A 26,612-nucleotide genomic window follows, 5' to 3' on the forward strand; every position below is an offset into this window, starting at 1 on the left:
CTCGCCGCTTGACGAAACCCAGAGGGACACCCCCCGGGGCGACCCGGCCCGCCCGAACCGCCCACTACCGCAACGACTCAGCACACTCGGAAGCTACGAGCCGCCGTAGCAGTATTAGTGCCCACGATTCTGATCTGCCATCGGTCTGCCACTATGTCCCGTCATGGACTATCACCACGAATTCCGGCAGGCAGCGACCGAACTGGGGGTACCGGAGGACGAGTCGGCCCGGTTCGCCGACCTCATCCGGTTTCGGATCCGCGCAGGCGAGCAGCCTGACGGCATTCGTGCCGGACAGTTCGGCGGGCTGCCTCATCTGCCGGCGGGAATGTCCTGGCCGTTCGTATCGCCGGGTGCGCCCCTGGCGTTCATGGCCTCCCTCGATTGCGCGGCGCTGCCGAGGATTGCCGGCTTCGCCCTCCCGGAGGCCGGCTCGCTGCTCTTCTTCCTGGCACCCACGGCGGCGGTCGAGTCCTGTTCCATTGCCGACGAGCAGAAGCTCGCCCGGGTCGTGCATGTGCCCGCGGGCGCCGGGACAGTGGCTGCCGAAGCGCCGGTCGACGAGTTCGACGACGAACCTCTGTTCGGCCCGGAACACGACCTCTTCGCCAGGGTGGAGGCGAACCTGCCGGACTGGCTCGACGGGGCCGAGGACGGGCGATCCGACTTCCAGAAACACCTGACCCGGGACATGCCGCACTGCGCCGAACTCATCGCTCTCGTCCAGCGCCTCTGGCCGGGCGAAAAGACCTGGATCGGCGAGGACTTCCTCGTCGGCGGGTATTCCATCTCGGCGCAGAACAGCCCCGAGACGCAGTTGGTGGAGGATGACGAGACAGGTCTCCCGCCCGGCCCCGAACGGCTCTACCGCTGGGCGGAAGCAGAGCATCGGGTGATGCGCGAGTGGGTGCCGCTCGCCCAGTTCTCCGTGCCGAACGAGGAATACATCAAGGGGCGCTTCCTGATTCGCCACGAGGACCTCGCCGCCGGGCGCTTCGACAAGGCGCTGTCCTTCTGCGAGTTCACCGAGTGAACGAACCCTCCGCCGCCTCAGCGGCCCACGTCGGCAGCCACACCTGCTCACCCCGTGTATACACTCGCCCGGCGCTGAGGTAGTCGCGCAGTTCGCCGAGCGCGGGATGCGGGTTCACCCTCGCCGCTTGACAGAAACCATAGGGACACCCCCCCGCGCCGCCTCGCAACCCGCGCCGCCTCGCGTCCTCGCGCCCCGCTCTCCTCGCGGCCCGCACCCTCACCCCTCACGCCTCATCCTCCCCACGCCCTCTCGCGCCCAGCGCCGCCTTCAGCTCCGCCCCGCCTCGCTCCCCGCCCTCGGGGCCCGCACTCTCACCCCTCACGCTTCGCCCTCCCCACACTCCCTCCCGCCCAGCGCCGCCTCGCGCCCTGCCTGGCACCCCGCCCGCCTCGCTCCCGCGCCGTCGCGCCTCGCGCTCTCGGTCCCTCGAGCTCCGCGAAAGGCGGGAAATGGAGAGGCAGGAGGCGGGAAGGCGAGGAAGCGGAGACGCGGAAGACGGACACGCGGGAAGACGAACGCGGAGGAACCGAGACGCGGGAGACGGAGACACGGGGACACGGACACGCGGGAGACCGAGACGCGGGGACGCCGGGACGCGGAGACGCCGGGACGCGGAGACGCGGAGACGCCGGGACGCGGGGACACGGAGACGCGGAGACGCGGGGACACGGAGACGCCGGGACGCGGGGACACGGAGACGCCGGGACGCGGAGACGCGGAGACGCGGAGACGCCGGGACGCGGGGACACGGAGACGCCGGGACGCGGAGACGCGGAGACGCGGAAAGGCGGAGACGCGGACACCCGGGGAGACGGAAAGGTCGACGCGGGGAGGTGGGAGGCGGGAGGCCCCGGTCGAGGATCAGCCGTGGAGAGCGGCTCCGGGCATGCAAAAGTCCCGCTCTGCCGGGCAGAGCGGGACCTTCAGCAGCCTGTCAGGCCGGCGCTACCGCGCGCGAGCGACGCATAGTCAGTACATACTCGACCAGCGAGATCAGTACGTTCTTCGTCGACTCACGGTTACGGGCGTCGCAGCTCACCACGGGCACGTCGCTGGAGATCGCGAGCGCGTCGCGAACGTCCTGGGCGTTGTGGTACTGCATACCGTCGAAGCAGTTTATGGCGACCAGGTACGGCAACCGTCGGTGCTCGAAGAAGTCGATGGCGGCGAAGCAGTCGGCGAGCCGACGCGTGTCCACCATGACCACCGCACCGATGGCTCCCCTGACCAGTTCGTCCCACATGAACCAGAACCGCGTCTGGCCAGGCGTGCCGAACAGGTAGAGGATCAGATCCCGGTCGATGCTGATCCGGCCGAAGTCCATTGCCACCGTGGTCGTCGTCTTACCCGGCACCTGCCGGTTGTCGTCGACACCGGCGGAGGTCATGATCGCCTCGGTGGTCAGCGGGGTGATCTCAGAGACCGACCCCACCAGCGTCGTCTTACCGACGCCGAAACCACCGGCGATGACAATCTTCGCCGATGTCACACGCCCGGCGGCCGGCCGGCGCGACATGTCAGAGCCTGCGAAGTCCACTCAGCACCCTTTCCAGCAGTTCCGTACCCACCGCATCGGACTCATCATCAAGCGATGTCGGCTCGTACACCGCGACCAGGCCATCGGTGGCCATGTCCGCGACGATCACTCGAGCCACCCCGAGCGGCAGTTGCATGCGTGCAGCGATCTCGGCCAGCGACTGCACTCTGCCGCCGTCGCACATCGCCGCGATGTACTGGTGTTCGCTCCCGCCCCTGCCCGCTCCGGTGGAACGGCCACGCACGGTGGTCTCGACGAGCGCTTCCAGCGCGATTTCCAGCTTCGGCCGGGTCCGGCCACGGGTCACGGCGTACGGTCTGACCAGTGCTCCGGTCGGCTCATCGCGTTCGGGCATCGTCACCGCTCACCCCATCCCTTGGCCCATAGAAGTGTCTCTTGTCGTCACGCTTTTGGACAGATGCCGGACGGAGCCGGCGAACCATCCGTTCAGCCGAGAACTCCGGCCGCGGAACGCGGCGCGGGCGTGAGCGCCTCGCCGACCCGGTCGACCAGGAGCGCCATCTCGTAGCCCACCTGACCGACGTCGCAGCTGCGGGCTGCGAGCACGGCGAACGACGAACCGTCGGAGATCGACATCAGGAAGAGGAACCCGTTGTCCATCTCGACGACCGTCTGCAGCACCGCACCACCCTCGAAGCACCTCGCGGCGCCCTGAGTGAGGCTGACCAGGCCGGAGGCGATGGCCGCCAGCTGGTCGGCACGGTCACGCGGAAGGTCCCTGGAGGCCGCGAGAAGCAGACCGTCGGCGGAGACCGCGATCGCGTGCGCCACCCCGGGAACGCGGTCGGCAAAGTTGGCGAGCAGCCAACCCAGATCCTGCGTACTTGTCATGCTTCATGCTCCTTGCCAGCCTGCGAGGACTGCTGCCCTCCCGGAGTCTCCTCCGGGTTGGTCGAATTTTCCTTCGTGCGACCCCGCTGCACTCCGCGATGGTAAGCGGACAGTAGCCCGCGAACCGCCTCGGGTGTGCGGCGTTGTACGGAGGTCTCGGCCCGGTCGACGCCACCCGGCACGAGCTGTGCCATCGGCGTGCGGCGCGGCAGACCTGCCGTAGTCGTGGTGTCGACCGGCATTTCGGCCGCCTTACGGGCCGCCTGCCAGCCGTCGTCCGCGGCGGTCTGCCACGGGCTCGAGGCGGCGCCGTTCAGTGAGTTGCTGCCGTTCGCCGCGACCGCGCCGACCGGAGCCGGCTCACGGTCGCCGTTGCGGGACTCCGGAGAGGCCTGCTGCGGCACCCCGACCGAGCGCGCCGGTTCGCCGGTGGAGAAGCGCTGGGTCGTGACCACCGAGTCGGCGTCGTCGTCGCTCGACGGCGATGCCGGGGTGGCCGCGGGGGTCTGCTTCGCGGGCTCGCTGGGCCGGGCCGTGGTGAACCAGGCCGACTCGAGCTCGCGGAAGATCGGCAGCTCCATCGTCTCGTCGGCGAACTGCGTCGGCGAGTCCCCGGCCGCCCGCTGGCGTGCGGCGGCCTGGGCGGCGGCGATCTGCGCGGCGGCGGTCGCCTGGGCGGCGGCTGCCTGTGCGGTCGCTGCCTCGTGGGCGGCCGCGGCGGCCGCGGCGGACCGCTCGGCCTCGGACTGCGGGGTGGCGTTCTGCGGGTTGGTCGGACGGGCAACCTGGGGCTGCGAGCCCGACGCGCCGCGGTCGGAGCGGTACCGGGGCAGCTCCGCCGTCATGTCCAGGGCGGCGGCGAGCCGCTCCGGGACGTGCGGGGCGTTGCTGCCTGCCTCGCGGTCCGCGACCGGCGGCCAGGCGGGCGGGGCCGGAGCGGCCGACTGCGGCGCGGGCGGCACCGAGTTCGGCCGGTTCTGGCCGGGCTGCTGACCCTGGTACGGCGGTGCGGAGGCGGGCTGGGCCGGCGGGGCCGACGACACCGGCGGTGCGGACACCGGACGGCCACCGTACGGCGGAGCGGACGGCACCGGCGGCGCGGAGACCGGCGGGACCGGGGGCGCCGACACCGGCGGCACGAACGAGCTGCGGCTCTGCGACTCCGGGTTGGCCGGCAGCTGGCGCGGGATGGTGTGGCCGTACGAGCCCGTGTCCTCGGGCCGGTACGCCTCACCGTTGCGGCGCTGCGGCAGCCCGTCGGGGCCGCTGAAGCCCTGCGGACCGGCCGGCGACTGCGGCAGCGGCGGGATCGGCTCGTTGCTGCGCGGGCCGTGGAAGCCGTTGGCCCCGTTGGAGCCGTTGGCGCCGCCGAACCCGTTGCTGGGACCGCCGAAACCGTTGCTCGGGCCACCGAAGCCGTTGCTGTTGCCGGCCGGCTCGAAGCCGTTCGAGGGGGCACCGGTCAGGTCCGACCAGGCCGGCACCGAACGGTTGCCGTTGCCGTTGCCACCGGCGCCGAGCATGCCACCGGCGGGCATCGGCGGGTTGGGGTCGTACGGACGGCCGGTGGGGTAGCCACCGCGGCCGTTGGAGCTGCTCTCCAGGGCCAGCGGCGGCTCGGTGAACGCGTTCCGCGACGGCTGGTCGTACGGGTTGGCGCCGGGCTGCAGCCGGGCCACGGCCGAAGCGGAGACCATGACGCTGGCCGGCAGGCCGACGTCGGCGACCGTGCCCCGCTCGGTGTCGGCCGGGCGCAGCTCGACCTTGACGCCGTGCCTGTTGGCCAGGCGGGCGACCACGACCAGGCCCATCATCCGGGACACGGCCACGTCCACCATCGGCGGCTGGGCGAGCCGCTCGTTGAGGTCCCGCAGCTGCTCGCGGCTGATGCCGATGCCGCGGTCCTCGACCGAGAGCACCGCACCGTCGCCGAGGCGCCGGGCCTCGACGATGACGTGCGAGTTCGGCGGGGAGAACGCGGTCGCGTTGTCGAAGAGCTCGGCGACCAGGTGGACCATGTCGTTGACCGCGTGCGCGGACACCTCGATGTCGCGGTCGATCATGCCGAACTCGATGCGGGTGTAGTGCTCGACCTCGGACTGGGCGGCGCGGAGCACGTCGATCAGAGCCGCCGGCTCGCGCTGCACACGGGTCGAGTCGGCACCGGCGAGGACCAGGAGGTTCTCGTCGTTACGGCGCATCCGGGTGGCGAGGTGGTCGAGCTGGAAGAGCTCGGCCAGCCGGTCCGGGTCCTCCTCGCCGCGCTCGAGCCGGTCGAGGTGGCCGATCAGCCGGTCGACCAGGATCTGCGAGCGTCGGGCCAGGTTGACGAACATCGTCGAGACGGAGGACCGCAGGGCAGCCTGCTCGGCGGCGGTGCGGACGGCTTCCAGGTGGACCGCGTTGAACGCCTCGGTCACCTGCCCGAACTCGTCCCGGCTGCGCACCGGCAGCGGCTCCGCGACCTGGTCGGCCACCTGGGCCGGGGTCAGCGAGCCGGTCAGCGCGGGATCACGCAGCCGCTCGACCGCCTGGGGCAGGCCGAACTGGGCGACGTTGAGAGCACCCTGGCGCAGCTCGCGCAGCGAGCGGGCCATCGACCGGGCGACCAGCCAGGCGAAGACGATGGCCAGCAGCAACAGGCCGAGCAGGACGCTGGTCTCGACGAAGACCTGGGTCTGCACGTCGTCGCGGATCTTGGTGGCCTGCTCCACCACCTGGGCGTCGAGGCGGTTCTCCACGTTGCGGAACAGGTCGTTGTAGCCGGTCATCGCCGTTTCCCACTGAGCGCGGTTGAACGGGATCGACTTGGAGTTGTTCGGGGCCAGCGCCAGCAGCGGGATGGTCAGGTTGGTGGCGCTGCGCTCGGCCGGGCCGCTGACGACCCGGTCGAAGAGCGCCTCATCCTCGGTGGAGGCGACCTGACGCAGAGTGTCGTCGGAGATCTTGAACCCGGCATCGGTGACCAGGAACTCCCGCCGCAGGCCGGGCGTGAAGTCCCCCTCGCCGATGACGTCGAGTCCGACGGCACGCTGCTGCGCGATGTAGTCCTTGCCGCGGGCGACCGCGGCGACGACGCGCAGCTTGGTGCTGAGGTTGGTGTCCTGGGCGAGCTGCGCGGAGGCGTCGCGGACGTTGAGCAGGTCGTTGATCAGCTTGTCGTAGTTCTCCCGCAGCTCCGGCGTCTCGTAGTCGCCGTTGGCGGTCCGGCTGCGGGTCGCGGGCAGCTCGAGCAGGTTGCTGTCCAGCCGCTTGAGCAGGATCTGGACCGGCTCGGGGACGTCGTCGAGCGCGGCCTTCTGCTGGGAGTACGGCAGCTTGGCCGCGTCCACCTTCGGGTGCTCGTTCTTGTAGGCCTCGTCGGCGGCGGCGCGCTCGGGGGTGTTCTTCTTGGTGGTCGCGATCATCACGCCGTAGGCGCGCTCGTTCTGCAGGTGGTCGACGAGGCCACCGGCGGCCTGCGACAGCACCGACAGAGTGCGGGCGCGCTCGGCGTCACTGGCCTCGTTGATGTGGTCGATCAGGCCGCTGGTGCCGACGACGACCGTCGCCAGGGTGGGCACGAGCATGATGAGCCCGAGCTTCGACCAGATCGGCAGATCGCGTAGCCGGCCGGACGACCGTCCGAGACGCGACATGACAGCGTTCGCCGTCTTGGGGCGCTTGCTCACGTCACCGTCCTCCTGATTCGGACCCGGCCATCGGATCACCGGGCACCGCACACGGCCGACTCACCGGGTCGGGCCCCCGAGATTCCATCACGACGAGTGTCAAAGAGAAAGAGCAGCCTGACCCGGACCGTTTGTGTGATGCGATGTTGCGTCCGAAGAGTTGGACATCGCCGGTCGGCCATCACTGCTCGTATAAGGGCGCTTCTCTTTGAGTCACTCGCTCCGGGCGGTGCCACGGGGTTCCCGCACACACCGATCGGACCCGATCCAGCTTCGATCGCGGCAGCACAGACGATTGCTCGCACGGGAGCCGACGGCAAGGCAAGATGCCGGATTGTGCAGTGTTTGAGACAGCACTCTGTCCGAAAGGATGAGGCGGCTGACCGAATCGCCAGTTTCGTGAGACGAAAGTACGGACGTGTCGCCAATGCCGCTTAAAAGCGGACTTTAGGTCAGTAACTTCGCGTACGCCGGCTTGATCACGTCGTTGATGATGGCCAGCCGCTCGTCGTACGGGATGAACGCCGACTTCATCGCGTTGATCGTGAACCACTGCAGCTCACTCCAGCCCCAGCCGAAGGCCTCGGCCAGCAGCGCCATCTCCCGCGACATCGACGTACCGCTCATCAGCCGGTTGTCGGTGTTGACCGTGACCCGGAACCGCAGGTCGTGCAGCAGACCGATGGGGTGCTCGGCGATCGAGGGCGCCGCCCCGGTCTGCACGTTGGAGGACGGGCACAGCTCCAGCGGGATCCGCTTGTCGCGCACGTACGAGGCCAGCCGGCCCAGGCTCGACCCGGTGATGTCGTCCACGATCCGCACGCCGTGGCCCAGCCGGTCGGCGCCGCACCACTGGATCGCCTGCCAGATCGACGGCAGCCCGAAGGCCTCGCCGGCGTGGATGGTGAAGTGGAAGTTCTCCCGCTGCAGATACTCGAACGCGTCCAGGTGCCGGGTGGGCGGGAAGCCCGCCTCCGCGCCGGCGATGTCGAAGCCGACCACCCCGGTGTCCCGGTAACGCACAGCGAGCTCGGCGATCTCCTGCGACCGGGCGGCGTGCCGCATCGCGGTCAGCAGCGTGCCGATCCGGATCCGCTGCCCCTGGGCGGCCGCCTCGGCGCAACCGTCGCGGAATCCGGAGTGCACCGCGTCCACGACCGCGTCCAGGCTCAGCCCGCGCTCCAGGTGCTGCTCGGGCGCGTACCGGATCTCGGCGTAGACGACGCCGTCGGCGGCGAGGTCGAGCGCGCACTCGCGGGCGACCCGGTGCAGGCCCTCCTCGGTCTGCATCACCGCGACGGTGTGCGCGAAGGTCTCCAGGTAGCGTTCCAGCGATCCGGAGTCGGCCGCGGCGACGAACCAGTCCCCCAGCCGGGCCGGGTCGGTCTCGGGCAGGTCGTGCCCGATCCCGGCGGCGAGCTCCACGATCGTGGCGGGCCGCAATCCACCGTCGAGGTGGTCGTGCAGCAGGGCCTTCGGGGCGTTGACGATGTCGGCGTGGGTGATGGCGACCATCAACAGATGCTAGAGGGAAGCAGCGGATGATCGACGGAGCATTGCCGTACCTGCGCTGCCCGGTGTGCGGCGAAGGGCTGGCCCGGTCCGGTGACCAGGCACTGCGCTGCCGCCAGGGGCACAGCTTCGACATCGCGCGGCAGGGTTACGTGAACCTGACGGCGGGCCGGTCACTCCATCCGGGCGACTCGGCCGAGATGATCGCGGACCGGGCGGCCTTCCTGGCGGAAGGCCACTACGACTTCATCGCGCAGGCGCTGTCCGGGACGGCACGCGCGGACGACGGCCTGGTCCTCGACGCGGGTACGGGCACCGGCGACTACCTGTCCCGAGTCCTCGACGCCCTGCCGGCCGCCCCGGGTCTCGGCGTCGACGTGTCGAAACCGGCCCTGCGCCGCGCGGCCCGCGTCCACCCCCGGGCCGGCGCGGCTCTGGCCGATCTCTGGCGGCCCCTGCCCCTGGCCGACGCGTCGGTCTCGGTCCTGCTGAACGTCTTCGCCCCGCGCAACGGCCCGGAGTTCCACCGCGTCCTGCGCCCCGGCGGCATGCTGCTGGTCGTGACCCCGGCCCAGGACCACCTGCGGGAACTCGTGGCCACCCACGGCCTGCTCCGGGTGGACCCGGCCAAGGCCGACCGCGTGGCCGAGACCCTGGGCCCGTCGTGGCGCGCCGAGAGCGCCACCACCCACCGCCGCACCCTGCACCTGACGGCGGCGAGGACCCGGACCCTGATCGGCATGACCCCCAGCGCCCGCCACGTCCCCCTGGACAAGATCAAGGCGGCGGAGCAGACCGTCACCGCGGCCGTGACCCTGACCGTCTACCGCCCGGTGTAGCCGCTGCTACACCGACAGATCGATCTCTTCCCATTCCGGCGGTTCCTCGTGGTACGGCCCCACGAACACCACCCCCCACTCGAGCGCCCACCGGCGCTGCCCGATGGCATTGCTGTCCATCTCCCCCGGCGCCGGCACACCGGCCTTCTCCGCCTCCTGGAACGCCCAGTCCAGGCAGTAGTAGAGGTCCAGCAGCACCGCCGCCTCGATGGGGTCCCGCGGTGCGACCAGCGACCGTGACCGCCAGCGGTCGAACAGCTCCCCGCCCGGCAGGTCCGGCATCTGCTGCATCATCCGGTCCTCGGGCGGCTCCGTGGGGTCGAGGTGCCGGCTCAGCCCGAGCAGCCAGGCCAGCGCGAACACCGCGTCGTGGTGCAGCACGAAGGACCGGTGGTCGCCCTTGCCGCCGGCCACGAACTGCCACTCGGGCGGTGTGACGAAGTCCACGAGGTGGGAGCTGAGCAACCAGCTCATCGCCGCCTCGGTGGGCATGCCGAAGCAGCGGGCCACCACCACGTGCAGGACTGCGGCCCGCGCCTCGATCTCGGCTGTCTCGCGCAGCTGCACGCCGTCTCCCGGCTCCCAGACCAGCGGGAACGCCGGTGGCGGCAGCGGCAGGCCGAGCCGGTGCAGCTCGTCCAGGCTGGCGTCGCGCACCGCTCGGGGATCGGGGGCGGCCTTCATGACCGATCAGGCTATGCGGTCGATCAGCAGCGGTGCGGGGGTGGTCGCGGTCGGCGCGATCCGGACCGCGGTCGCGGCGGTGGCCAGCGCCGCCGGGATCCGGCCGGCCTCATCGGTACGCAGTTCGAGCAGCACGTCGCCGGCCCGCACGGTGTCACCCGGGCGCACCTTGAGCATGATGCCGGCGCCGAAGCTGACCGGGTCCTCCTTGCGGGCCCGTCCCGCGCCGAGCCGCCAGGCCGCCAGGCCCACGTCCATGGCGTCGATGCCGGCCACCACGCCGTCGGTCTCCGCCCGCAGCACCTCGGTCTCGCGGGCGGTGGGCAGCGCGGCGTCCGGGTCACCACCCTGGGCCCGGATCATCGCCCGCCAGGAATCCATCGCCGCGCCGGACCGCAGGACCTCCGCCGGATCGGTGTCCAGCCCGGCCGCGGCGAGCATCTCCCGGGCCAGCGCCAGGGTCAGCTCCACCACGTCGGCGGGGCCGCCACCGGCCAGCACCTCCAGCGACTCCTCGACCTCGACGGCGTTGCCGACGGCCAGGCCGAGCGGGGTGTTCATGTCGGTGAGCAGGGCGACCGTCCGTACGCCGTGGGCCTTGCCCAGCTCGACCATGGTGCGGGCCAGCTCGCGGGCCGTGCCGACGTCCTTCATGAAGGCGCCCGTGCCGACCTTGACGTCGAGCACCAGTGCACCGGTGCCCTCGGCGATCTTCTTGCTCATGATCGAGCTGGCGATCAGCGGAATGGCCTCGACCGTGCCGGTGACGTCGCGCAGGGCGTACAGCTTGCGGTCGGCCGGGGCGAGCCCGTCGCCGGCGGCGCAGATGACCGCACCGACGTCCTGGAGCTGGCGGACGAACTCGTCGTTGCTCAGGGTGGCCCGCCAGCCCGGGACGGACTCGAGCTTGTCGAGGGTGCCGCCGGTGTGCCCGAGTCCGCGCCCGGACAGCTGCGGCACGGCGGCGCCGCAGGCGGCGACCAGCGGGGTGAGCGGCAACGTGATCTTGTCGCCGACACCGCCGGTGGAGTGCTTGTCCACGGTCGGCCGGGAGACGGCCGACAGGTCGAGGCGCTCGCCGCTGGCGATCATCGCCGCGGTCCAGCGGGCGATCTCCCCGGGGGTCATCCCGCGCAGCAGGATGGCCATGGCGAGCGCGGACATCTGCTCATCGGCGACGGCACCCCGGGTGTACGCGTCCACGACCCAGTCGATCGCGGCGTCGGAGAGCACCCCGCCGTCCCGCTTGGTCCGGATGACGTCGACCGCGGCGAACTCGCTCATGATTGCTCCCACTTGGTTCCGATGCCTTCCGGCGGTTCACCCTCGCCGGCCCAGGACAGGCCGCCCTCGGCGTCGACGACCACGACCCTGGGGGTACGGGTGAGCCCCCACGTCACCGCGGCAGCGGCCGTCGGGAAGTTGGGCCCCTCCTCGAGGACGCCCTTCTCCGCCTCGGCCTCGCCGGGGCTGCCGGCCGACCGTTCCCAGTAACCGGTCCACACCTGCTCACCGCCGGACAGGTCCGGGTGCACGAACACCGTCCCGCGGCCACGCCACTTGGCGAGCTGGGCGGGCACCGCCGGCACCGCGGACGGCCCGGTGACCTTCTCGATGTCGTCGGGCCCGAACGCGTTCGGCAGCAGCTCGGCCATGCGCAACGGCCGGGGCAGTGCCTCCACCAGGCACTCGGCGCCGCCGTGCTCGTAGAGCAGCTGGCGGCAGCGCCCGCAGGGCATCAGCGGTAGGCCGTTGGCGTCCACGCACGAGACCGCGACCAGCCGGCCGCCGCCGGTGGCGTGCAGCGAGCTGACCAGGCCGCACTCGGCGCAGAGGCCGACGCCGTACGAGGCGTTCTCCACGTTGCAGCCGACCACGACGCGCCCGTCGTCGACCAGCCCGGCCACGCCGACCGGGAAGTCGGAGTACGGGGCGTAGGCGCGGCGCATGGCCTCAATGGCGGCGGCCCGCAGCGAGCCCCAGTCGATCTCCATGCCGCCGATTCTGCCCCACCACCGTTCCGGCCGGTCGCGGCTCCCCTGAACGGCCGGTCAGCTCTTGATGTAGGGCTGTCCGTCGGCGGCCGGGGCGCGCACCCGGCCGACCAGGCCGGCCACCGCGATGATCGTGGCCAGGTACGGCAGCATGTTCAGGAACTGGCTCGGCACCGAGCTGCCCGCGACGCTCAGGTACGTCGCCAGCTTCTGCGCGAAGCCGAAGAACAGCGCCGCCCCCAGCGCCCCGAACGGCGTCCAGCGACCGAAGATCAGCGCGGCCAGGGCGATGAAGCCGGCGCCGGCCGTCATGTTCTTGTTGAAGCTGCCGGTCGCCACCAGCGTGAAGTAGGCGCCGCCGGCCCCGGCGATCAGGCCGCCCAGCAGTACGTTCAGGTAGCGCAGGCCGCGTACCCGGATGCCCACGGTGTCGGCCGCCGTCGGGTGCTCGCCGACCGCCCGGGTGCGCAGTCCCCAGCGGGTCCGGGTGAGCCCGAAGTGGATCGCGAACACCAGGATCAGGGCCAGCCAGACCAGCAGGTTCGTGTCGAACAGGACCGGTCCGACGACCGGGATGTCGGCCAGGCCGGGGATGCGCCACTCGGGCATCCGCGGCGGCTGGTTGTACGACGGCGCGTCGGTCTGCATCAGCCGCTCGTAGAGGAAGCCGGTCATGCCCAGCGCGAGCAGGTTGAGCACGATGCCGACCACGACCTGGTCGACCAGGTAGCGGATCGCCAGCACGGCCAGGAGCGCCGCGATGAGCAGGCCGCCGACCGCCGCGCTGAGCAGGCCGGCCCAGACGCTGGTGGCCATCGTGCCGACCAGGGCCGCGCCGAACGCGCCCATCAGGAACTGGCCCTCGATGGCCACGTTGACCACGCCGGAACGCTCGCCGAGCACACCGGCCAGGGCGCCGAGCACCAGCGGGACCGCGAGCTCCAGGGTGCCGCTCGCCGTGTCGACCAGCGGCAGGAACTTGCCCGCCACCTGCCAGCACAGGAAGGACAGCACGAAGCCGAGGATGCCCAGGCTCAGCACGGAGGTCTGGAAGCGGCGGGCCAGCCCGGCCAGCAGCACCGCGCCCGCGACCACCGCGACCAGGCCGAACAGGATCGTGCCGAGCTGGCCGTTGATGGACAGTGCCGCGCCCTCGGCGTCCTCGCTGAGAGTGAACCGGGCGGTCTGCGAGGGGGCGAGCGGGCCGAAGACGGCCGTCGCGATCAGGCCGATCACGACCACGCCGACCCCGAGCCGCCGCTGCCGGTCCCAGAACCGGGCCGGGGCCGCGGTCTGTGTCAGGTCGTCCACTGTCGCCGTCGACACCGGGGTCACCAGCCCTTCGCCATCGATGCGCCGAGCCGCGCGGAGCGGGCGGCACGCAGGTGGAAGATCGCCTTCACGAGGGCCGGGGCGGCGATGAAGATGACGATCAGGGCCTGGAGCACGGTCACCAGCTCCAGGGAGATGCTCGAGAACGACTGCATCCGGTTGCCGCCGGCGCGCAGCGCGCCGAACAGCACCGCGGCGGCCAGCGTGCCCCACGGCCGGTTGCGGCCGAGCAGCGCGACCAGCAGGCCGTCGAAACCGATGTTGCCGGCCACCTGGGTGGTCAGGGCGTGTGCGGTGCCCAGGACCTGGGTCGCGCCGCCGAGCCCGGCCAGGCCACCGGCGGTGACCATGAGCAGGGTGTACGTCCGCGCGACGCTGATGCCGGCGGTGCGGGCGGCGGCCGGGTTGGCCCCGACCGCGCGCAGCTCGAACCCGAACGCCGACCGCTTCAGCAGCCAGGCGACCGCTGCGGTGGCCAGCACGGCGAGCACGATGCCCAGGTTGACCCGGACCTCGCCGCCGACGGCCGGCAGCTGGGCCGAGGAGTCGACCGGCTCGCTGATCGCGTCGCTGCGCCCGGCCTGCTGGATGCCCTTCTGCAGGATCAGCCAGCTCAGGAACAGGTTGGCGGTGTAGTTCAGCATGATCGTGACGATGACCTCGTGGGCGCCGGTGCGGGCCTTGAGGATGCCCGGCACGAAGCCCCACAGCGCGCCGCCGACCAGGCCGGCGACGAGCGCGGCGATCAGGTGGATCACCGGCGGCAGCGGCAGCAGGAAGCCGGCCAGCGCGGCGCAGATCGTGCCGACGACCGCCTGACCCTGGCCACCGATGTTGAACAGGCCGCCGCGGAACGCCAGCGCCACCGACAGGCCGGTGAACACGAGCGGGGCCGCGTACGTCAGGGTCTCGGAGATCGGGAAGACGACCTGGCGCCAGGTGCCGGTGCCGTTGCTCCAGGCGGTGACCGCGGCCGGGTCGATGATGGCGCCCTTGAACAGGTCCGCGTAGGCGTTGCTGACCACGGTCCAGCTGGCGTTCAGCGCGTCGCCGGGGCGGGCGGTGAAGTACGAGAACGTGTTCAGCACCGCCGGGTCGGACACGATGATCAGGACCGCGCCGATGACCATGGCCATGATGACGGAGAGCACCGTCACCGTGACCGTGTTGGCCGCCCACAGGTTGTGCAGGAAGTGGCTCAGGAAGGAGTCGTCGTCGCCCGGCTTCTCCTTGCCCGGGACAGCGGCCGGTTCCTTCACCGCGGTGGCGACGGCCGGGTCCGCGGCGGGCTCGTCGGCCGGCTTCCGGGGTGCGCCGGCCGGTTCGTCGGTGGTCACTTGGTCCCCTTCTCTGCGGCCCCGTCGCCGTCCGCGGCTTCCCCGGTGACCGGCTCGGCCGGCGCCGCGGCCGAGGGGTCGGTGATGCCGGCCATCAGCAGGCCGATCTCCTCGCGGGGTGTGTCCGGCGAGACGATCGCCAGGATCCGTCCCCTGTACATGACCGCGATCCGGTCGGCCAGGGCGGCGACCTCGTCCAGCTCGCTGGAGATCACCAGCACCGCGGTGCCGACGTCCCGCTCGTGCACGATGCGGCCGTGGATGAACTCGATCGAGCCGACGTCCACGCCGCGGGTGGGCTGCGAGGCGACGAACAGCCGCAGCGGCCGGGACAGCTCGCGGGCCACCACGACCTTCTGCTGGTTGCCGCCGGAGAGCGTGCTGACCGCCGAGTCCGGCGAGGACGTGCGGATGTCGAACTGCTCCACCCGCTCGCGCGCCGCGGTGGCGACGGCCGCGGGGTTGAGCCGGAAGGCGTTGCCGTACGGCGCCCGGTCGTACTGGTCGAGCACCAGGTTCTCGGCGACGGTGAACTCCTTGACCACGCCGTCGAGGCTGCGGTCCTCGGGCACGTAGCCGACGCCGGAGCGCAGGATCTGCTTGGTGGTCATGCCGGTCAGGTCCTCGTTGTCGACCTGGATGGTCCCGGCCCGCGGCTCGCGCAGGCCCATCACGGCCTCCACCAGCTCGGTCTGGCCGTTGCCCTGCACGCCCGCGATGCCGAGCACCTCGCCGGCCCGGACGACCAGGTCGACGCCGTCCACCGCGCGTACGCCGCGGTCGTCGTCGACGATCAGGCCGGTGATCTTGAGGACCTCCCGGCCCGGCTCGGCGGGGGCCTTGGTGACCTCGAGGTTGACCGCGCGCCCGACCATCAGGGCGGCCAGCTCGTCCTCGGGCGTCTCCGGGGAGGCGGTTCCGACCGTGCGGCCGCGCCGGATCACGGTGATCCGGTCGGCGATCTCCTTGACCTCTTTGAGCTTGTGGGTGATGAAGACGATGGACTTGCCGCCGGCGGCGAGGCTGCGCATGACGGCCAGCAGCTCGCCGGTCTCCTGTGGAGTCAGCACCGCGGTGGGCTCGTCGAGGATGAGCAGGTCGACGTCGCGGGTGAGCGCCTTGACGATCTCGACCCGCTGCTGGGCCCCGACCGGCAGGTTCTCCACCAGGGCGTCCGGGTCGACCGGCAGGCCGTAGCGCTCGGAGACCTCCAGCACCTCGCGGCGGGCCCGGCGCCGGTCCAGGAACCCGGCGCGCGCCTTCTCCGCGCCCAGCGCGATGTTCTCCGCCACGGTGAAGACCGGGACGAGCATGAAGTGCTGGTGCACCATGCCGATGCCGGCCGCGATGGCGTCGCGGGGGCTGCGGAAGGTCCGCGCCACGCCGTCGACGAGCACCTCGCCCTCGTCGGGCTGCAGCAGCCCGTAGAGCTGGTTCATCAGGGTGGACTTACCCGCGCCGTTCTCTCCGAGCAGGGCGTGCACCTCGCCCGGTTCGACGGTCAGGTCGATGTGGTCGTTGGCCACCAGGTCGCCGAAGCGCTTGGTGATGCCGCGCAGTTCGAGTCTCAGCGGAATCTCCTGCAGACGAGAGGCTGGTGATCAACGGGGGGACGTTAGCAGCCTGAGCAGAGCCGCCGCGCAGGCCGCGGGGGTGGACCCCACGACCGCGGCGGCCGGTTGCTAGCTCGTGACCCGGTGGCCCGGGAAACGGATCACTTGGGGGCGTTGGCCGACTCGACCTTGACCGTACCCGCGATGATGTCCGCCTTGAGCTTCTCGACCTCGGCCTTGAGGCCGGCGTCGACCTTGCTGTCGAACTGGTTGTACGGCGCGATGGAGACACCGTTGTTCTCCAGCGTGCCCAGGTAGCCCGGGGTGGACGTGAGCGGCTTGCCCGAGGCGCCGTCGGCGACAGCCGTCTCGACCGCGTCGGTGATGTTCTTGACCACCGTGGTCAGGAAGACGTCGCAGTACTGCTCGGCGCTCTTGCAGCCGTCCTGGTCGACCCAGATGACCGACACCTTGCCGCCGGACGCCTTGGCGACGTCCGCGGTGCCCAGGCCCGTGCCGCCGGCCACCGGCATGATGACGTCGGCGCCCTGCGAGACCTGCGAGTTGGTGATGGTCTTGCCCTTGTTCTGGTCCCCGAAGTTCTCGGCGAAGGTGCCGTTCTGCTTCGCCTTGTCCCAGCCGAGCACCTGGACGTTCTTGCTCTTCTGCTTGTTGTAGTACGCCACGCCGTCGGCGAAACCGTCCATGAAGACGGTGACCGGCGGGATCTTCAGGCCGCCGTAGGTGGCCACCTTGCCCGACTTCGAGTAGCCCGCGGCCACGTAGCCGGCCAGGAACGCCGCCTGCTCGGTGGCGAACTGCATCGGGAAGACGTTGGTCGCGTCCGCGATGCTGCTGTCCACGATGCCGAACTGCTGGGTCGGGTTCTCCTTGGCCACCTTCCCGGTGGCGTCGCCCATCAGGCCGCCGACCGAGAGGATGAAGTTGCACTTCTGCGTGACGAACTGCCGCAGGTTGGGCTCGTAGTCGGCCTCGGCCGTCGACGCGACGTACTTCGGGTCGACGGTGTTCTGCGCCTCCTTGGCGGCCTGCAGACCGGCCCAGGCCGAAGCGTTGAACGACCGGTCGTCGATGCCACCGGTGTCGGTGACCATGCACGCCTTATATGCGGCGGCGGCGCTGCTCGCGCCACCGCTCGGGGTCTCATCCGGGGCGTCGCCACAGGCAGCGGCGGCGAGCGAGAGCCCACCCGCCGCGAGAATCGCAACGATTCGCTTCCCACGTACTGGGCGCAAGACGCCCTCCTTCCACAGCGCACCGGCACTTCGCGGTGCGTCTCAGGTCGGGAGCGTAGCCGCAGGCCACGACGGCGGCAGGAAATCGGGCCGGACTGTTGGCGCACCGTTATCTGGCCGCGACCGGCCGGGCTCCTGAACGCCGCTTTAGCAAGGCTGGGGCGGGAAATGCCCGGTTGCCCGAGTAACCCGCCGTTAATCTTTCGGCGGCACGGGACCGACGACCGCGTTTTCTTCGGCGCGCCGCGGTGCCGGGGCACCCGCCCGCCACGCCCGCACGCCCAGCACGCCGACCGTCGTGCCGATCCCCAGCGACGCGGTGATCAGCAGCGCGTGCACCCAGAGGAACGACGTCGGGCTGCCGTCGGCGAACGACCGGTCGTCGCGGTAGATGGCCAGGCCGAACCGGGGCCAGATGAGCCACGTCCAGACACCGACCAGAACCAGGAACGCCGACCACCGTCGCGAGAGCACCACGCCACGAGTATGCCCGCCCGGCCCGGGTGCCCCCGATCAGCCGCCCGAGGTCAGCTTCGCGGCGATGCGGGCGAAGCCGGCGCGTACCTCGGCCTCGGACGGTGGCCGGCCCGGCGTCGTGCGCAGGGGCTCCTCGGCGTCCAGGTCGGTGGCGGTGGTGTCGATGTCCTGGCCGGAGCGGGCCAGCTCGATCTCCGCGCGGATCGCGTCGGCATCGGCCAGCGGCAGCAGCGGTTCGACGACCGCCATCAGGTCCTCGTCGGCCACCACCGCCTGGGCCAGCGCCAGGGCGTGCGGCCGCTCGTACGGCCCGCAGACCAGCGGTTCCCATTCCTCTTCGTCGTCCAGCGCGCCGATGGTGATGATCCAGGGCAGGTCCGCCACCGGTGAGCCGGGCGGCAGGTGCAGCGTCACGAGGGTCCCCACCCGCTCATCATTCCGGGCGGTCGAGCCGAATCCAGGCGTTTTGCCCCACCGGAGCAGTTTTATCGTCAGCTGACAGGTCCACCACGCGACCGTGCGGGCTGGTTGCCGCCCAGGCCGCGCCGAACAGCAGCAACTGGTTGAAGACGTACAGGTAGACCAGCACGCCGACCGCGCTGGCGACCAGGCCGTACGCGGGATTGCGTTCGACCAGGGCCACGAACGTCCGGCCGACCGTGTTCAGCAGCATGATGCCGATGCCGACCTGCAGCACCGGCGGGGCCATCCGGCGCGCGGTCATCCGCAGCCGCGGCACGGCAGCCAGCAGGGCCGCCGCCAGCAGCATGTTGATGCCCAGCGTAAGGATCAGGCTGACCATCGAGCGCAGGAACGACACGTTCCCCCCGGCCATCCATTCGAGCAGTGACTCCAGGCCGTAGGCCGCGAACACCGAGACGCCGAGCAGCAGCAGGATGCCGATCATCACGATCAGGTCGACGACCTGGCGCACGCCGATGTAGCCGGGCTGCTCGTTGAGCCGCCAGATCAGCCGCTGCGAGGAGCGGATCGCCTCCACCCATCGGATGCCGGTGAAGATCAATCCCACCAGACCCACGATGCCGACGGTCCGGCCGCTGTCCACGATCGCCTGCACGTTCAGGAACGGCAGGTTCTCCCTCAGGAATTCCTGCACTATCCGGAAAAGCGCGGTGTTGGAGTTGATCAGGAAACCGAAGACCGAGTAACCGATCAGCGCCAGGGCGAAAACCGCGAAGAAGCCGTAGTAGGCGATCGCGGCGGCGAGCCGCCCGCCGTCCACCTCGTCGTACCGCAGAATCACCCGGCAGAAGTGATCGAAATACTTCCAGCGGTGCCGCAGCGCCATGACCCGTTTCTCGACCGCCGCATACGCCCGCTCAATGGCGTTCACGCCGCTGACCGTACCCAACGGAGCACGGCCTGTCTCCGCAGCCCGGACGCGTTTTCCGCAGGGCGGGGCGGACTAACGCAGACCGCCGAGCGGATAGTCGCGCCGGCGCTGCCAGGGACCCTCGCCACCGTGCGAGAAGAGCGTGAAACCACTGACGGCGAAGCGCGCCGAGAAGCCGGCCAGATCCTCGAAGACCGCGTCCAGCGCGTCGCCCGGCACGTCCTGGGCGACCGTCACGTGCGGGTGGTACGGGAACCGGGTGTCCCGGTTGATCGCCTCGGACGCGGTGATCGCGGCGGCCAGCAGCTCACACTCGCTGATGCCGACCGCGAGGGTCACGAAGACCACCTCGGTGACCGGCCGGAAGGTCCCGGTGCCGCGCAGGTGGATGGTGAACGGCTGCTGGGCCGAGGCCACCGCCTCGAGGTGCTTCTCGACGTGCGGCAGCGCGTCGGTGCGGATCTCGGTCGGGCCGAGCAGCGTGACGTGCGCCGGCGTGTACGCCGCCTGCGGATCGCCCGCCGCACCCCGGCGGCGGGTCAGCTCCGAGCCCCACGGCTCGGGGATGTCGATCGCGACGCCGATCCGCGTCGTCCCCTCGGCCACGCGGGTCAGACCTCGCGCGCCGGGCTGAGGAAGCCGAGGTGCTGGTAGGCGTTGGCCAGCGTGACCGCGGAGACCGCCCGGGCCTTGTCGGCACCGACCGCGAGAACCTTGTCGAGGTAACCCGGGTCCTCCAGGTAGGTGCGGGTGCGCTCCTGGACCGGCTTGACGAACTCGACGAAGACCTCGGCCAGGTCCTTCTTGAGATCGCCGTAGCCGCGGCCGTCGTACTCCTCGAGCAGTTCGTCTATGGTCCGCTGGGTCAGCGCCGCGTACATGGTCAGCAGGTTGCTGATACCGGGCTTGTTCTCCTCGTCGTAGAGGATCTCGCGGCCGGTGTCGGTGACCGCCGACTTGATCTTCTTGGCCGAGCGGGCGGGCTCCTCGAGCAGCTCGAGGATGCCGTTCGGCGACGACGCGGACTTCGACATCTTCGACGTCGGTTCCTGCAGGTCGGTGATCTTCGCGGTGTCGCGCACGATGTACGCCGCCGGCACGGTGAAGGTCTGGCCGAACCGGGTGTTGAACCGCTGGGCCAGGTCGCGGGTCAGCTCCAGGTGCTGGCGCTGGTCCTCGCCCACCGGCACGGCGTCGGCCTGGTAGAGCAGGATGTCGGCGGCCTGCAGGATGGGGTAGGTGAACAGGCCCACGCTGGTGGTGTCCGAGCCCTGCTTGGCCGACTTGTCCTTGAACTGGACCATCCGGCCGGCCTCGCCGAAGCCGGTGATGCAGCTCAGCACCCAGGCCAGCTGGGCGTGCTCGGGGACGTGCGACTGCACGAAGAGGGTGCAGCGCTCCGGGTCCAGGCCCAGGGCGAGCAGCTGCGCCACCGACAGACGGGTGCGGTTGCGCAGGGCCACCGGGTCGTGCCCCATGGTGATCGCGTGCAGGTCCACGACGCAGTAGAAGGCGTCGGCGGTCTCCTGCATGGCCACCCAGTTGCGGACCGCGCCGAGGTAGTTGCCGAGGTGGAAGGAATCGGCGGTCGGCTGGATGCCGGAGAGCACCCGGGGACGGTGGTCGGCGTCGGACATGAGCGCCATTGTGTCAGCTTCGCGGGGCTTTCCGTCAAACGCCCGGCGCCGGATTGTCTGATGTTTGAACGTGTTGACTTATGAGCGTTCTTGGTGGAAAGCTATTCTCGACACAGCGCGCCCGTCCAGCATCCGCTACGAAAGGTCACGACGTGAAACTGCTCGTCACGGGAGGGGCCGGATACATCGGCAGCGTCACCAGCCGGCTGCTGCTCGACGCCGGTCACGAGGTCACCGTCCTGGACAACCTCAGCACGGGCTTCCGCGAGGCGGTCGCGCCCGACGCCACCTTCGTGCAGGCCGACATCGCCGACGCCGGCAGCGTGCTGACCCCGCAGGCCGGCTTCGACGCGGTGGTGCACTTCGCGGGCCTGATCGCCGCCGGCGAGTCGATGAGCAAGCCGGAGCTGTACTGGGACCACAACCTGGTCCGCTCGCTGGCCCTGCTCGACGCGATCCGGGCCGCCGGAGTGCCGCGCGTCGTCTTCTCCTCCACGGCCGCGGTCTACGGCAACCCCACCGAGCTGCCCATCACCGAGGCCGCGGTCAAGGCCCCGACCAGCACGTACGGCGCCACGAAGCTGGCCTTCGACCTCGCGCTGACCTCCGAGACGTTCGCGCACCGGCTGGCCGCGGTCTCGCTGCGCTACTTCAACGTGGCCGGGGCGCTGATCCGCCCCGACGGCACCGCCATCGGCGAGCGGCACGACCCGGAGACCCACCTCATCCCGATCGCCCTGCAGGTCGCCGCGGGCAAGCGGGAGAAGCTGCAGCTCTTCGGCGACGACTACCCGACCGACGACGGCACCTGCGTGCGCGACTACATCCACGTGGAGGATCTGGCCCGGGCCCACCTGCTCGCGCTCGACGCGGCCACCCCGGGCGAGCACAAGATCTACAACCTGGGCAACGGCAACGGCTTCTCCAACCGACAGGTCGCCGAGGTGGCCCGCGAGGTCACCGGCGCGGAGCTGCCCGTCGAGATCGCGCCGCGCCGTGACGGTGACCCGGCCAGCCTGGTCGCCTCGTCGCAGCGGGCTCGCGACGAGCTCGGCTGGACGCCGGAGAAGAACACCCTGACCGACATGATCGGCGACGCCTGGGCGTTCTACCGCAGCCACGTCGCGTGATCTGATCATGGACATGACTGTTGCTTCCTCCGCGGCGCAGGCCTTCCGCGACGCCTACGGCGCCGAGCCCACGGGACTGTGGGCGGCGCCCGGCCGGGTCAACCTCATCGGCGAGCACACCGACTACAACGACGGTTTCGTGCTGCCCTTCGCCCTGCCGCAGCACGTGGTCGCGGCGGCGTCCCCGGCCGAGGGCCCGGACTGGACGGTGTGCTCGACCTTCGCCGAGGGATCCGTCTCGTTCGGGGCCACGGAGCCCGGCGGCGTCGAGGGCTGGGCCGGCTACGTCGCCGGCGTCGTCTGGGCCCTGCAGGAGGCCGGCTTCGAGGTGCCGCCGGCCCGGATCGCGTTCGCCTCGGACGTGCCCGTGGGCGCCGGGGTCTCGTCGTCCGCCGCCCTGGAGTCGGCGGCGCTGACCGCCCTGGTCGAGCTGGGCGGGCTGGAGCTGCCGGTGGCCGACCGGCCGGCGCTGGCCCAGCGCGCGGAGAACGTCTACGTGGGCGCGCCGACCGGGATCATGGACCAGTCGGCCTCGATCCGCTGCACCGAGGGCCGGGCGCTGTTCCTGGACTGCCGGTCGCTGGAGGTCGAGCAGATCCCGTTCGACCTGGCCGCCGCCGGCCTGGCCATCCTGATCATCAACAGCAACGCGCCGCACCAGCACGTCGACGGCGAGTACGGCGCCCGCCGCAAGTCCTGCGAGGAGGCCGCCCGCATCCTGGGTGTGCCGGCCCTGCGCGACGTGGACCCGGCCGGCCTGGACGCGGCGCTGGCCCGGCTCGGCGACGACGTGACGCGCCGCCGGGTGCGGCACATCGTCACCGAGAACCAGCGGGTCCTCGACACGGTGGAGCTGCTGCGCGCGGGCCGGATCCGCGAGATCGGCCCGCTGATGACGGCGTCGCACGCCTCGATGCGCGACGACTTCGAGATCACGGTGGCCCAGGTCGACGTGGCGGTCGAGGCGGCCCTGGCGGCCGGCGCGTACGGGGCCCGGATGACCGGCGGCGGCTTCGGCGGCTGTGTGCTCGCCCTGATCGACGCGGACCGGGCGGACGAGACCACGGCCGCGGTGGAGCGCGCGTACGCGGAGCACGACTTCACCGCCCCGGCCACCTGGCCCGCCGTTCCCGGCCCGGGCGCTGCCCGCCTGTCCTGACGCCGGTCACCGGGCGGGCCCGAGAGCCCGCCCGGTGCTGTCTCAGCGGGGCATCGCCTGCGGCTCGACGTTCGGGCCGCGCACGACCGGCCGGCCGTCCACCCACTCGACCCGGTCCAGCCAGAGCTGCCGCCCCGGGGCGACGCTGCCGATCGCCTCCGGCGGCCACGCGTGGTAGAGCAGCCAGGTCTCCCCGGCCGGCGTGGTGACCAGGAAGCTGTGCCCGGGCCCGGCCGCGGCCGGGGTCGAGCGCAGGATCGGGTTCTCCGCCGCTTTGCGGCACGGCCCGAGCGGACTGTCGCACTCGGCGTAGCCCACGGCGTAGACGTCCTTGTCGAAGGCGTTCGCCGAATAGAACATGAACAGCTTGCCGTCGTGGCGGACCAGCTGCGGCGCCTCGATGACGTGGTCCTCCCAGCCGGCGTCGTTGGTCAGCAGCCGGACCGGCTCACCCACCAGCGACCGGCCGTCCGGGCTGAGCCGGCTGCCGTAGAGGTGGGTCGGCTCCCCGATGTGGTTGCCGTCGTTCTTCCAGTGCAGCCAGAGAGCGCCGTCGGCGTCGGCGTACGGGCTGGCGTCGATCGAGCCGCCCTCGTCGGCCTGGCAGATCAGCGGCTTCGCCGCGTCGTCGACGAACGGCCCCAGCGGGGACCCGGACCGGGCGACGCCGATGCACTGCAGGTTCGCCGCCGTGGACCGGGCCGTGTAGTAGAGCAGGTAACCGCCGTCCGCGGCGATGACCTCGGGCGCCCACGTGTTGCCCCGCTCGGCCCACTTGCCCACCTCGGGCAGCGCGTCCCCGGCCGGGGTCCAGGTGACCAGGTCCGGCGAGGTCATCACCGGCACGTTCTGGCTGGTGTTGTTGGTGCCGTAGGCGTACCAGGTGCCGTCGGCCAGGATCGCGCCCGGATCCGGGAAGTTCTCCTGATACACCGGGTTGGTGAAGGTGGCCACGGCCGACTCCGTTCCCGCCGGCGCGGCCGGCTCCTCCCCGCCGCCGCAACCGGCGGCGAGCGCACATATGGACAGCATGCCGATCAGGCGCCTCACCACCGGCGGAACCGCAGGTAGTCGAAGGACGCGGTGACGGCCGGCTCGGCCCCGCCGTGGGCGATCAGCCCGATCCGCGGGTTGGAGTCCGCGGGCAGGGTCCACACGCCGCCCCAGGTCCAGGTGCGGCCGTCCCGGCTGACCCCGGCCCGGTACTCGTGCTCGCCGTTGACCTCGTCGACGCGGTGGGCCAGCCGCAGCCAGGCGGTGGTGAGCCCGGGGGTGCCGACGATGGTGCCGCCGTACGAGGTGGTGCCGGCGTACGGGATCTCGTAACCGAACTCGACCTGGCGGGTGTTCCAGATCGCCACGGCGGACAGCCGCGCGAACTGGTCGTCACCGGCGTACGCGATGAGCCCGGCCTGCTGGAAGTTGCGCACCGAGTCCTCGCCCAGGTCCAGGGTCAGCTTGGTCTCGGCGATCCAGCTACCCCGCGGCGCCTGCCGCAGCAGCACGCCCGCGCTGTTCGAGGTGCCGGTCAGGTCGGCGTTCTGCACCGGCCAGCGCAGCGCGCCCCCGCCGACGGTCGCCGCCGGGTCGGGCCGCACGAACGTCCAGGCCGGGTTCAGCGCCGAGCCGGTGAACTCGTCGGAGTACGCGGCCAGCATCCGTCCGGGCTCGGGCACGGCAGCCGCCCGGCGGACCGGTTCGGCCGGCGGGCCCACGCTGACGTTGTCCACCTCGGCGGTGGTGGCGGCTGTAACTCCGACGACGGTCCGGCCGCCGTGGCCGCCGGTCCGCCCGCTCGCCACCGTGGTGTCGTCGAGCGTGGCGGTGAGTCGACCGGCGCGGACGTCCACGACCAGGTGGTGCCAGGCCGTCGCGTCGAAGCCGGCCGGCAGCGGAGTCCGGCGGGAGCCGACGGCCAGGGAGTTGCCCGAGATGCGGACCGTCGTGGAGCCGATCGTCAGGCCGGCCGGGCCGCGAAGGTCGGCCTCCGCGCGCAGGTCTCCCCGCTGCGGCGACCGGGCGAGCAGCGTGCCGGATCCGCGGAGCCGGCCGTTCACCGCCGCCCATTTACCCTCGGCCACCCGCCACTGCCGAGGGGACAGGGTGTCGAAGCTGTCCTGCAGCGGTGTGCGGGTGACCGGCTTGGCGACCGGACGCTCGGACGCCCAGGCACCGGCCCGCACGGTCGGCCAGCCGCCGATCCAGTCGAGGCGGTCCAGCAGCATCGGCCGCTCGTTGATCCCGAACGGCTCGTCCAGGTACGGGTCGGCGCGGTCGATGGCGTGGTAGGCGAGCCAGTCCTGGCCGGCCAGGTCGGTGATCAGCCCGTTGTGGCCGGTGCCGACCCACTTGTTGCCGTTGGGGGCGACCACCGGGGTGCCGCCGGCGCGGGAGACGTCCAGCCGCAGGCCGTCGCGGTCGGTGAACGGCCCGCGCGGGTCCCGCGAGCGTCCGGCCGACACCGAGTAGCCCGTGGTGGGGCCCGCGCAGCAGTTGGCCGAGGAGGCGAACAGGTAGTACCAGCCGTCGCGGCGGACGACGTAGGCCCCCTCGAACTTGTTGTCGATCGCGACCCGGGTCGCCGTCCCGGTGACCCGCAGGCCGTCGGCCGACAGTTCACTGACCCAGATGCCGCCGAAGTAGCTGCCGTAGTAGAGGTAGCTGCGGCCGTCCGGGGTGGTCAGCAGGGCCGGGTCGAAGGTCCACAGCCAGCCGCCGTCCCCGCTGGGCCGGGGCGCGACCACGGGCTCGTCGGAGAAGGTCCACGGACCGGTCGGGGTGGGTGCGGTGGCCGCCCCGATCGCCGACCTGCCAGGGCCGCCGGTGGTTTCGGTGACGGTGACGTACATGACCCAACACTGGGGTTGCGATTTGCAGTGCGGCGAAGCCGCCTTGGCGGCGCTGTCGCCGATGCGGCGGACGTCGGGCGCCCAGAAGGCGGCGTTCTCGGCGGCGAACGCCGGACGCTGGCCCTCGGCGAAGGCGTCGCCCACGTACGTCCACGACACCAGGTCGGCCGAGCGCGCGGTCGGGATCCGGTGGAAGACCTTCTCGCCCTCGCGCAGCGGGTCGGTGGTGCCGTACGCGTACCAGAAACCGTCGTCGCCCCGCACGACCATCGGGTCGGCGAACGTGTCCGCGAAGGACGCGGAGACCGGGTTGGTGTAGGTCTGCCGCTGCGGCGCGGCCTGTGCCGCAGCGGGAGTGAGCAGCAGAATCGCCGCGGCGAGCGCGGCCGTGCACCGTCGCATG

At 71.4% G+C, this 26,612-nt stretch carries 23 protein-coding genes; 4 read left to right on the forward strand and 19 right to left on the reverse strand.

What is annotated here, in order from left to right:
* Window positions 1-163 precede the first annotated feature (163 nt).
* A complete protein-coding gene (locus tag Aau02nite_RS01060; protein WP_212986378.1) occupies window positions 164-1,033 on the forward strand; it encodes a DUF1963 domain-containing protein in 870 nt (289 codons plus the stop codon).
* A 937-nt stretch (window positions 1,034-1,970) separates the two neighbouring features.
* On the opposite strand, the gene Aau02nite_RS01065 is transcribed toward Aau02nite_RS01060, so the two are convergent.
* The 5 genes from Aau02nite_RS01065 to Aau02nite_RS01085 all read right to left on the reverse strand — a co-directional run bounded on the left by Aau02nite_RS01065 (window position 1,971) and on the right by Aau02nite_RS01085 (window position 8,611).
* Window positions 1,971-2,552: a GTP-binding protein gene (locus Aau02nite_RS01065; protein ID WP_212986501.1), complete on the reverse strand. Its 582-nt coding sequence runs from the start codon at window positions 2,550-2,552 to the stop codon at window positions 1,971-1,973.
* Window position 2,553: 1 nt separating this feature from the next.
* The gene (locus tag Aau02nite_RS01070) at window positions 2,554-2,928 is read right to left on the reverse strand and encodes a DUF742 domain-containing protein (RefSeq protein ID WP_184998576.1); all 375 of its coding nucleotides are present in this window, start codon (window positions 2,926-2,928) and stop codon (window positions 2,554-2,556) included.
* A 92-nt stretch (window positions 2,929-3,020) separates the two neighbouring features.
* Window positions 3,021-3,425 carry a roadblock/LC7 domain-containing protein gene (locus Aau02nite_RS01075; RefSeq protein ID WP_014447580.1) on the reverse strand — a complete coding sequence of 135 codons (405 nt, stop codon included), beginning with the start codon at window positions 3,423-3,425 and terminating at the stop codon, window positions 3,021-3,023.
* Window positions 3,422-7,096, reverse strand: a complete 3,675-nt coding sequence (locus tag Aau02nite_RS01080; RefSeq protein WP_212986379.1) for a sensor histidine kinase — start codon at window positions 7,094-7,096, stop codon at window positions 3,422-3,424. The genes Aau02nite_RS01075 and Aau02nite_RS01080 overlap by 4 nt, the downstream gene beginning before the upstream one ends.
* 447 nt (window positions 7,097-7,543) lie before the next feature.
* The gene (locus Aau02nite_RS01085; RefSeq protein WP_212986380.1) at window positions 7,544-8,611 is read right to left on the reverse strand and encodes an adenosine deaminase; all 1,068 of its coding nucleotides are present in this window, start codon (window positions 8,609-8,611) and stop codon (window positions 7,544-7,546) included.
* Window positions 8,612-8,637: 26 nt separating this feature from the next.
* Between Aau02nite_RS01085 and Aau02nite_RS01090 the strand changes: the two genes are divergently transcribed.
* A complete protein-coding gene (locus Aau02nite_RS01090) occupies window positions 8,638-9,447 on the forward strand; it encodes a putative RNA methyltransferase (RefSeq protein WP_212986381.1) in 810 nt (269 codons plus the stop codon).
* Window positions 9,448-9,453: 6 nt separating this feature from the next.
* Here the strand turns inward: Aau02nite_RS01090 and Aau02nite_RS01095 are convergent, their stop codons facing one another.
* The 12 genes from Aau02nite_RS01095 to trpS all read right to left on the reverse strand — a co-directional run bounded on the left by Aau02nite_RS01095 (window position 9,454) and on the right by trpS (window position 21,071).
* The gene (locus tag Aau02nite_RS01095) at window positions 9,454-10,131 is read right to left on the reverse strand and encodes a DUF4272 domain-containing protein (RefSeq protein WP_212986382.1); all 678 of its coding nucleotides are present in this window, start codon (window positions 10,129-10,131) and stop codon (window positions 9,454-9,456) included.
* A gap of 6 nt (window positions 10,132-10,137) precedes the next feature.
* Window positions 10,138-11,415 (reverse strand): thymidine phosphorylase, encoded by a 1,278-nt coding sequence (locus tag Aau02nite_RS01100; RefSeq protein ID WP_212986383.1) that lies wholly within the window; start codon window positions 11,413-11,415, stop codon window positions 10,138-10,140.
* Window positions 11,412-12,125 (reverse strand): cytidine deaminase, encoded by a 714-nt coding sequence (locus Aau02nite_RS01105; RefSeq protein ID WP_212986384.1) that lies wholly within the window; start codon window positions 12,123-12,125, stop codon window positions 11,412-11,414. The genes Aau02nite_RS01100 and Aau02nite_RS01105 overlap by 4 nt, the downstream gene beginning before the upstream one ends.
* Window positions 12,126-12,182: 57 nt before the next feature.
* The gene (locus tag Aau02nite_RS01110) at window positions 12,183-13,451 is read right to left on the reverse strand and encodes an ABC transporter permease (protein ID WP_212986385.1); all 1,269 of its coding nucleotides are present in this window, start codon (window positions 13,449-13,451) and stop codon (window positions 12,183-12,185) included.
* Window positions 13,452-13,456: 5 nt separating this feature from the next.
* A complete protein-coding gene (locus Aau02nite_RS01115; protein WP_212986386.1) occupies window positions 13,457-14,794 on the reverse strand; it encodes an ABC transporter permease in 1,338 nt (445 codons plus the stop codon).
* Window positions 14,791-16,320 (reverse strand): ABC transporter ATP-binding protein, encoded by a 1,530-nt coding sequence (locus Aau02nite_RS01120; RefSeq protein ID WP_307857825.1) that lies wholly within the window; start codon window positions 16,318-16,320, stop codon window positions 14,791-14,793. Before Aau02nite_RS01120 ends, Aau02nite_RS01115 begins: the two co-directional genes overlap by 4 nt.
* 188 nt (window positions 16,321-16,508) lie before the next feature.
* Window positions 16,509-17,603: a BMP family lipoprotein gene (locus Aau02nite_RS01125; RefSeq protein WP_212986387.1), complete on the reverse strand. Its 1,095-nt coding sequence runs from the start codon at window positions 17,601-17,603 to the stop codon at window positions 16,509-16,511.
* A gap of 195 nt (window positions 17,604-17,798) precedes the next feature.
* On the reverse strand, window positions 17,799-18,080 hold the full coding sequence (locus Aau02nite_RS01130; RefSeq protein WP_212986388.1) for an SCO4848 family membrane protein: 282 nt from the start codon (window positions 18,078-18,080) through the stop codon (window positions 17,799-17,801).
* A gap of 36 nt (window positions 18,081-18,116) precedes the next feature.
* Window positions 18,117-18,506 (reverse strand): hypothetical protein, encoded by a 390-nt coding sequence (locus tag Aau02nite_RS01135; RefSeq protein WP_212986389.1) that lies wholly within the window; start codon window positions 18,504-18,506, stop codon window positions 18,117-18,119.
* A 7-nt stretch (window positions 18,507-18,513) separates the two neighbouring features.
* Window positions 18,514-19,434 carry a YihY/virulence factor BrkB family protein gene (locus Aau02nite_RS01140; RefSeq protein ID WP_212986390.1) on the reverse strand — a complete coding sequence of 307 codons (921 nt, stop codon included), beginning with the start codon at window positions 19,432-19,434 and terminating at the stop codon, window positions 18,514-18,516.
* Between the two features lie 72 nt (window positions 19,435-19,506).
* A complete protein-coding gene (locus Aau02nite_RS01145; RefSeq protein WP_212986503.1) occupies window positions 19,507-20,049 on the reverse strand; it encodes a 2'-5' RNA ligase family protein in 543 nt (180 codons plus the stop codon).
* Entirely contained in the window at window positions 20,046-21,071 is a 1,026-nt protein-coding gene (trpS, locus tag Aau02nite_RS01150; RefSeq protein ID WP_212986391.1) for a tryptophan--tRNA ligase, read from the reverse strand. The genes Aau02nite_RS01145 and trpS overlap by 4 nt, the downstream gene beginning before the upstream one ends.
* Window positions 21,072-21,223: 152 nt before the next feature.
* On the opposite strand from trpS, the gene galE reads away from it, so the two are divergent.
* Window positions 21,224-22,201 (forward strand): UDP-glucose 4-epimerase GalE, encoded by a 978-nt coding sequence (galE, locus tag Aau02nite_RS01155; RefSeq protein WP_212986392.1) that lies wholly within the window; start codon window positions 21,224-21,226, stop codon window positions 22,199-22,201.
* A gap of 13 nt (window positions 22,202-22,214) precedes the next feature.
* The gene (gene galK, locus Aau02nite_RS01160) at window positions 22,215-23,360 is read left to right on the forward strand and encodes a galactokinase (protein ID WP_212986393.1); all 1,146 of its coding nucleotides are present in this window, start codon (window positions 22,215-22,217) and stop codon (window positions 23,358-23,360) included.
* 42 nt (window positions 23,361-23,402) lie between these two features.
* On the opposite strand, the gene Aau02nite_RS01165 is transcribed toward galK, so the two are convergent.
* Both Aau02nite_RS01165 and Aau02nite_RS01170 read right to left on the reverse strand, forming a co-directional pair.
* The gene (locus tag Aau02nite_RS01165) at window positions 23,403-24,413 is read right to left on the reverse strand and encodes a glycoside hydrolase family 43 protein (protein WP_212986394.1); all 1,011 of its coding nucleotides are present in this window, start codon (window positions 24,411-24,413) and stop codon (window positions 23,403-23,405) included.
* On the reverse strand, window positions 24,407-26,611 hold the full coding sequence (locus Aau02nite_RS01170; protein ID WP_212986395.1) for a family 43 glycosylhydrolase: 2,205 nt from the start codon (window positions 26,609-26,611) through the stop codon (window positions 24,407-24,409). The genes Aau02nite_RS01165 and Aau02nite_RS01170 overlap by 7 nt, the downstream gene beginning before the upstream one ends.
* Window position 26,612: the final 1 nt, after the last annotated feature.

It is taken from the genome of Actinoplanes auranticolor (genome assembly GCF_018332655.1).
Classification (GTDB): Bacteria; Actinomycetota; Actinomycetes; order Mycobacteriales; family Micromonosporaceae; genus Actinoplanes; species Actinoplanes auranticolor.

Bases quoted from the DNA above. Each gene is read 5' to 3' on its own strand.
- Aau02nite_RS01105 (WP_212986384.1), bottom strand. From the start codon at position 12,125: ATGGAGATCGACTGGGGCTCGCTGCGGGCCGCCGCCATTGAGGCCATG.
- Aau02nite_RS01070 (WP_184998576.1), bottom strand. From the start codon at position 2,928: ATGCCCGAACGCGATGAGCCGACCGGAGCACTGGTCAGACCGTACGCC.
- trpS (WP_212986391.1), bottom strand. From the start codon at position 21,071: ATGTCCGACGCCGACCACCGTCCCCGGGTGCTCTCCGGCATCCAGCCG.
- galK (WP_212986393.1), top strand. From the start codon at position 22,215: ATGACTGTTGCTTCCTCCGCGGCGCAGGCCTTCCGCGACGCCTACGGC.
- Aau02nite_RS01075 (WP_014447580.1), bottom strand. From the start codon at position 3,425: ATGACAAGTACGCAGGATCTGGGTTGGCTGCTCGCCAACTTTGCCGAC.
- Aau02nite_RS01095 (WP_212986382.1), bottom strand. From the start codon at position 10,131: ATGAAGGCCGCCCCCGATCCCCGAGCGGTGCGCGACGCCAGCCTGGAC.
- Aau02nite_RS01060 (WP_212986378.1), top strand. From the start codon at position 164: ATGGACTATCACCACGAATTCCGGCAGGCAGCGACCGAACTGGGGGTA.
- Aau02nite_RS01100 (WP_212986383.1), bottom strand. From the start codon at position 11,415: ATGAGCGAGTTCGCCGCGGTCGACGTCATCCGGACCAAGCGGGACGGC.
- Aau02nite_RS01065 (WP_212986501.1), bottom strand. From the start codon at position 2,552: ATGTCGCGCCGGCCGGCCGCCGGGCGTGTGACATCGGCGAAGATTGTC.
- Aau02nite_RS01090 (WP_212986381.1), top strand. From the start codon at position 8,638: ATGATCGACGGAGCATTGCCGTACCTGCGCTGCCCGGTGTGCGGCGAA.
- Aau02nite_RS01170 (WP_212986395.1), bottom strand. From the start codon at position 26,611: ATGCGACGGTGCACGGCCGCGCTCGCCGCGGCGATTCTGCTGCTCACT.
- Aau02nite_RS01085 (WP_212986380.1), bottom strand. From the start codon at position 8,611: ATGGTCGCCATCACCCACGCCGACATCGTCAACGCCCCGAAGGCCCTG.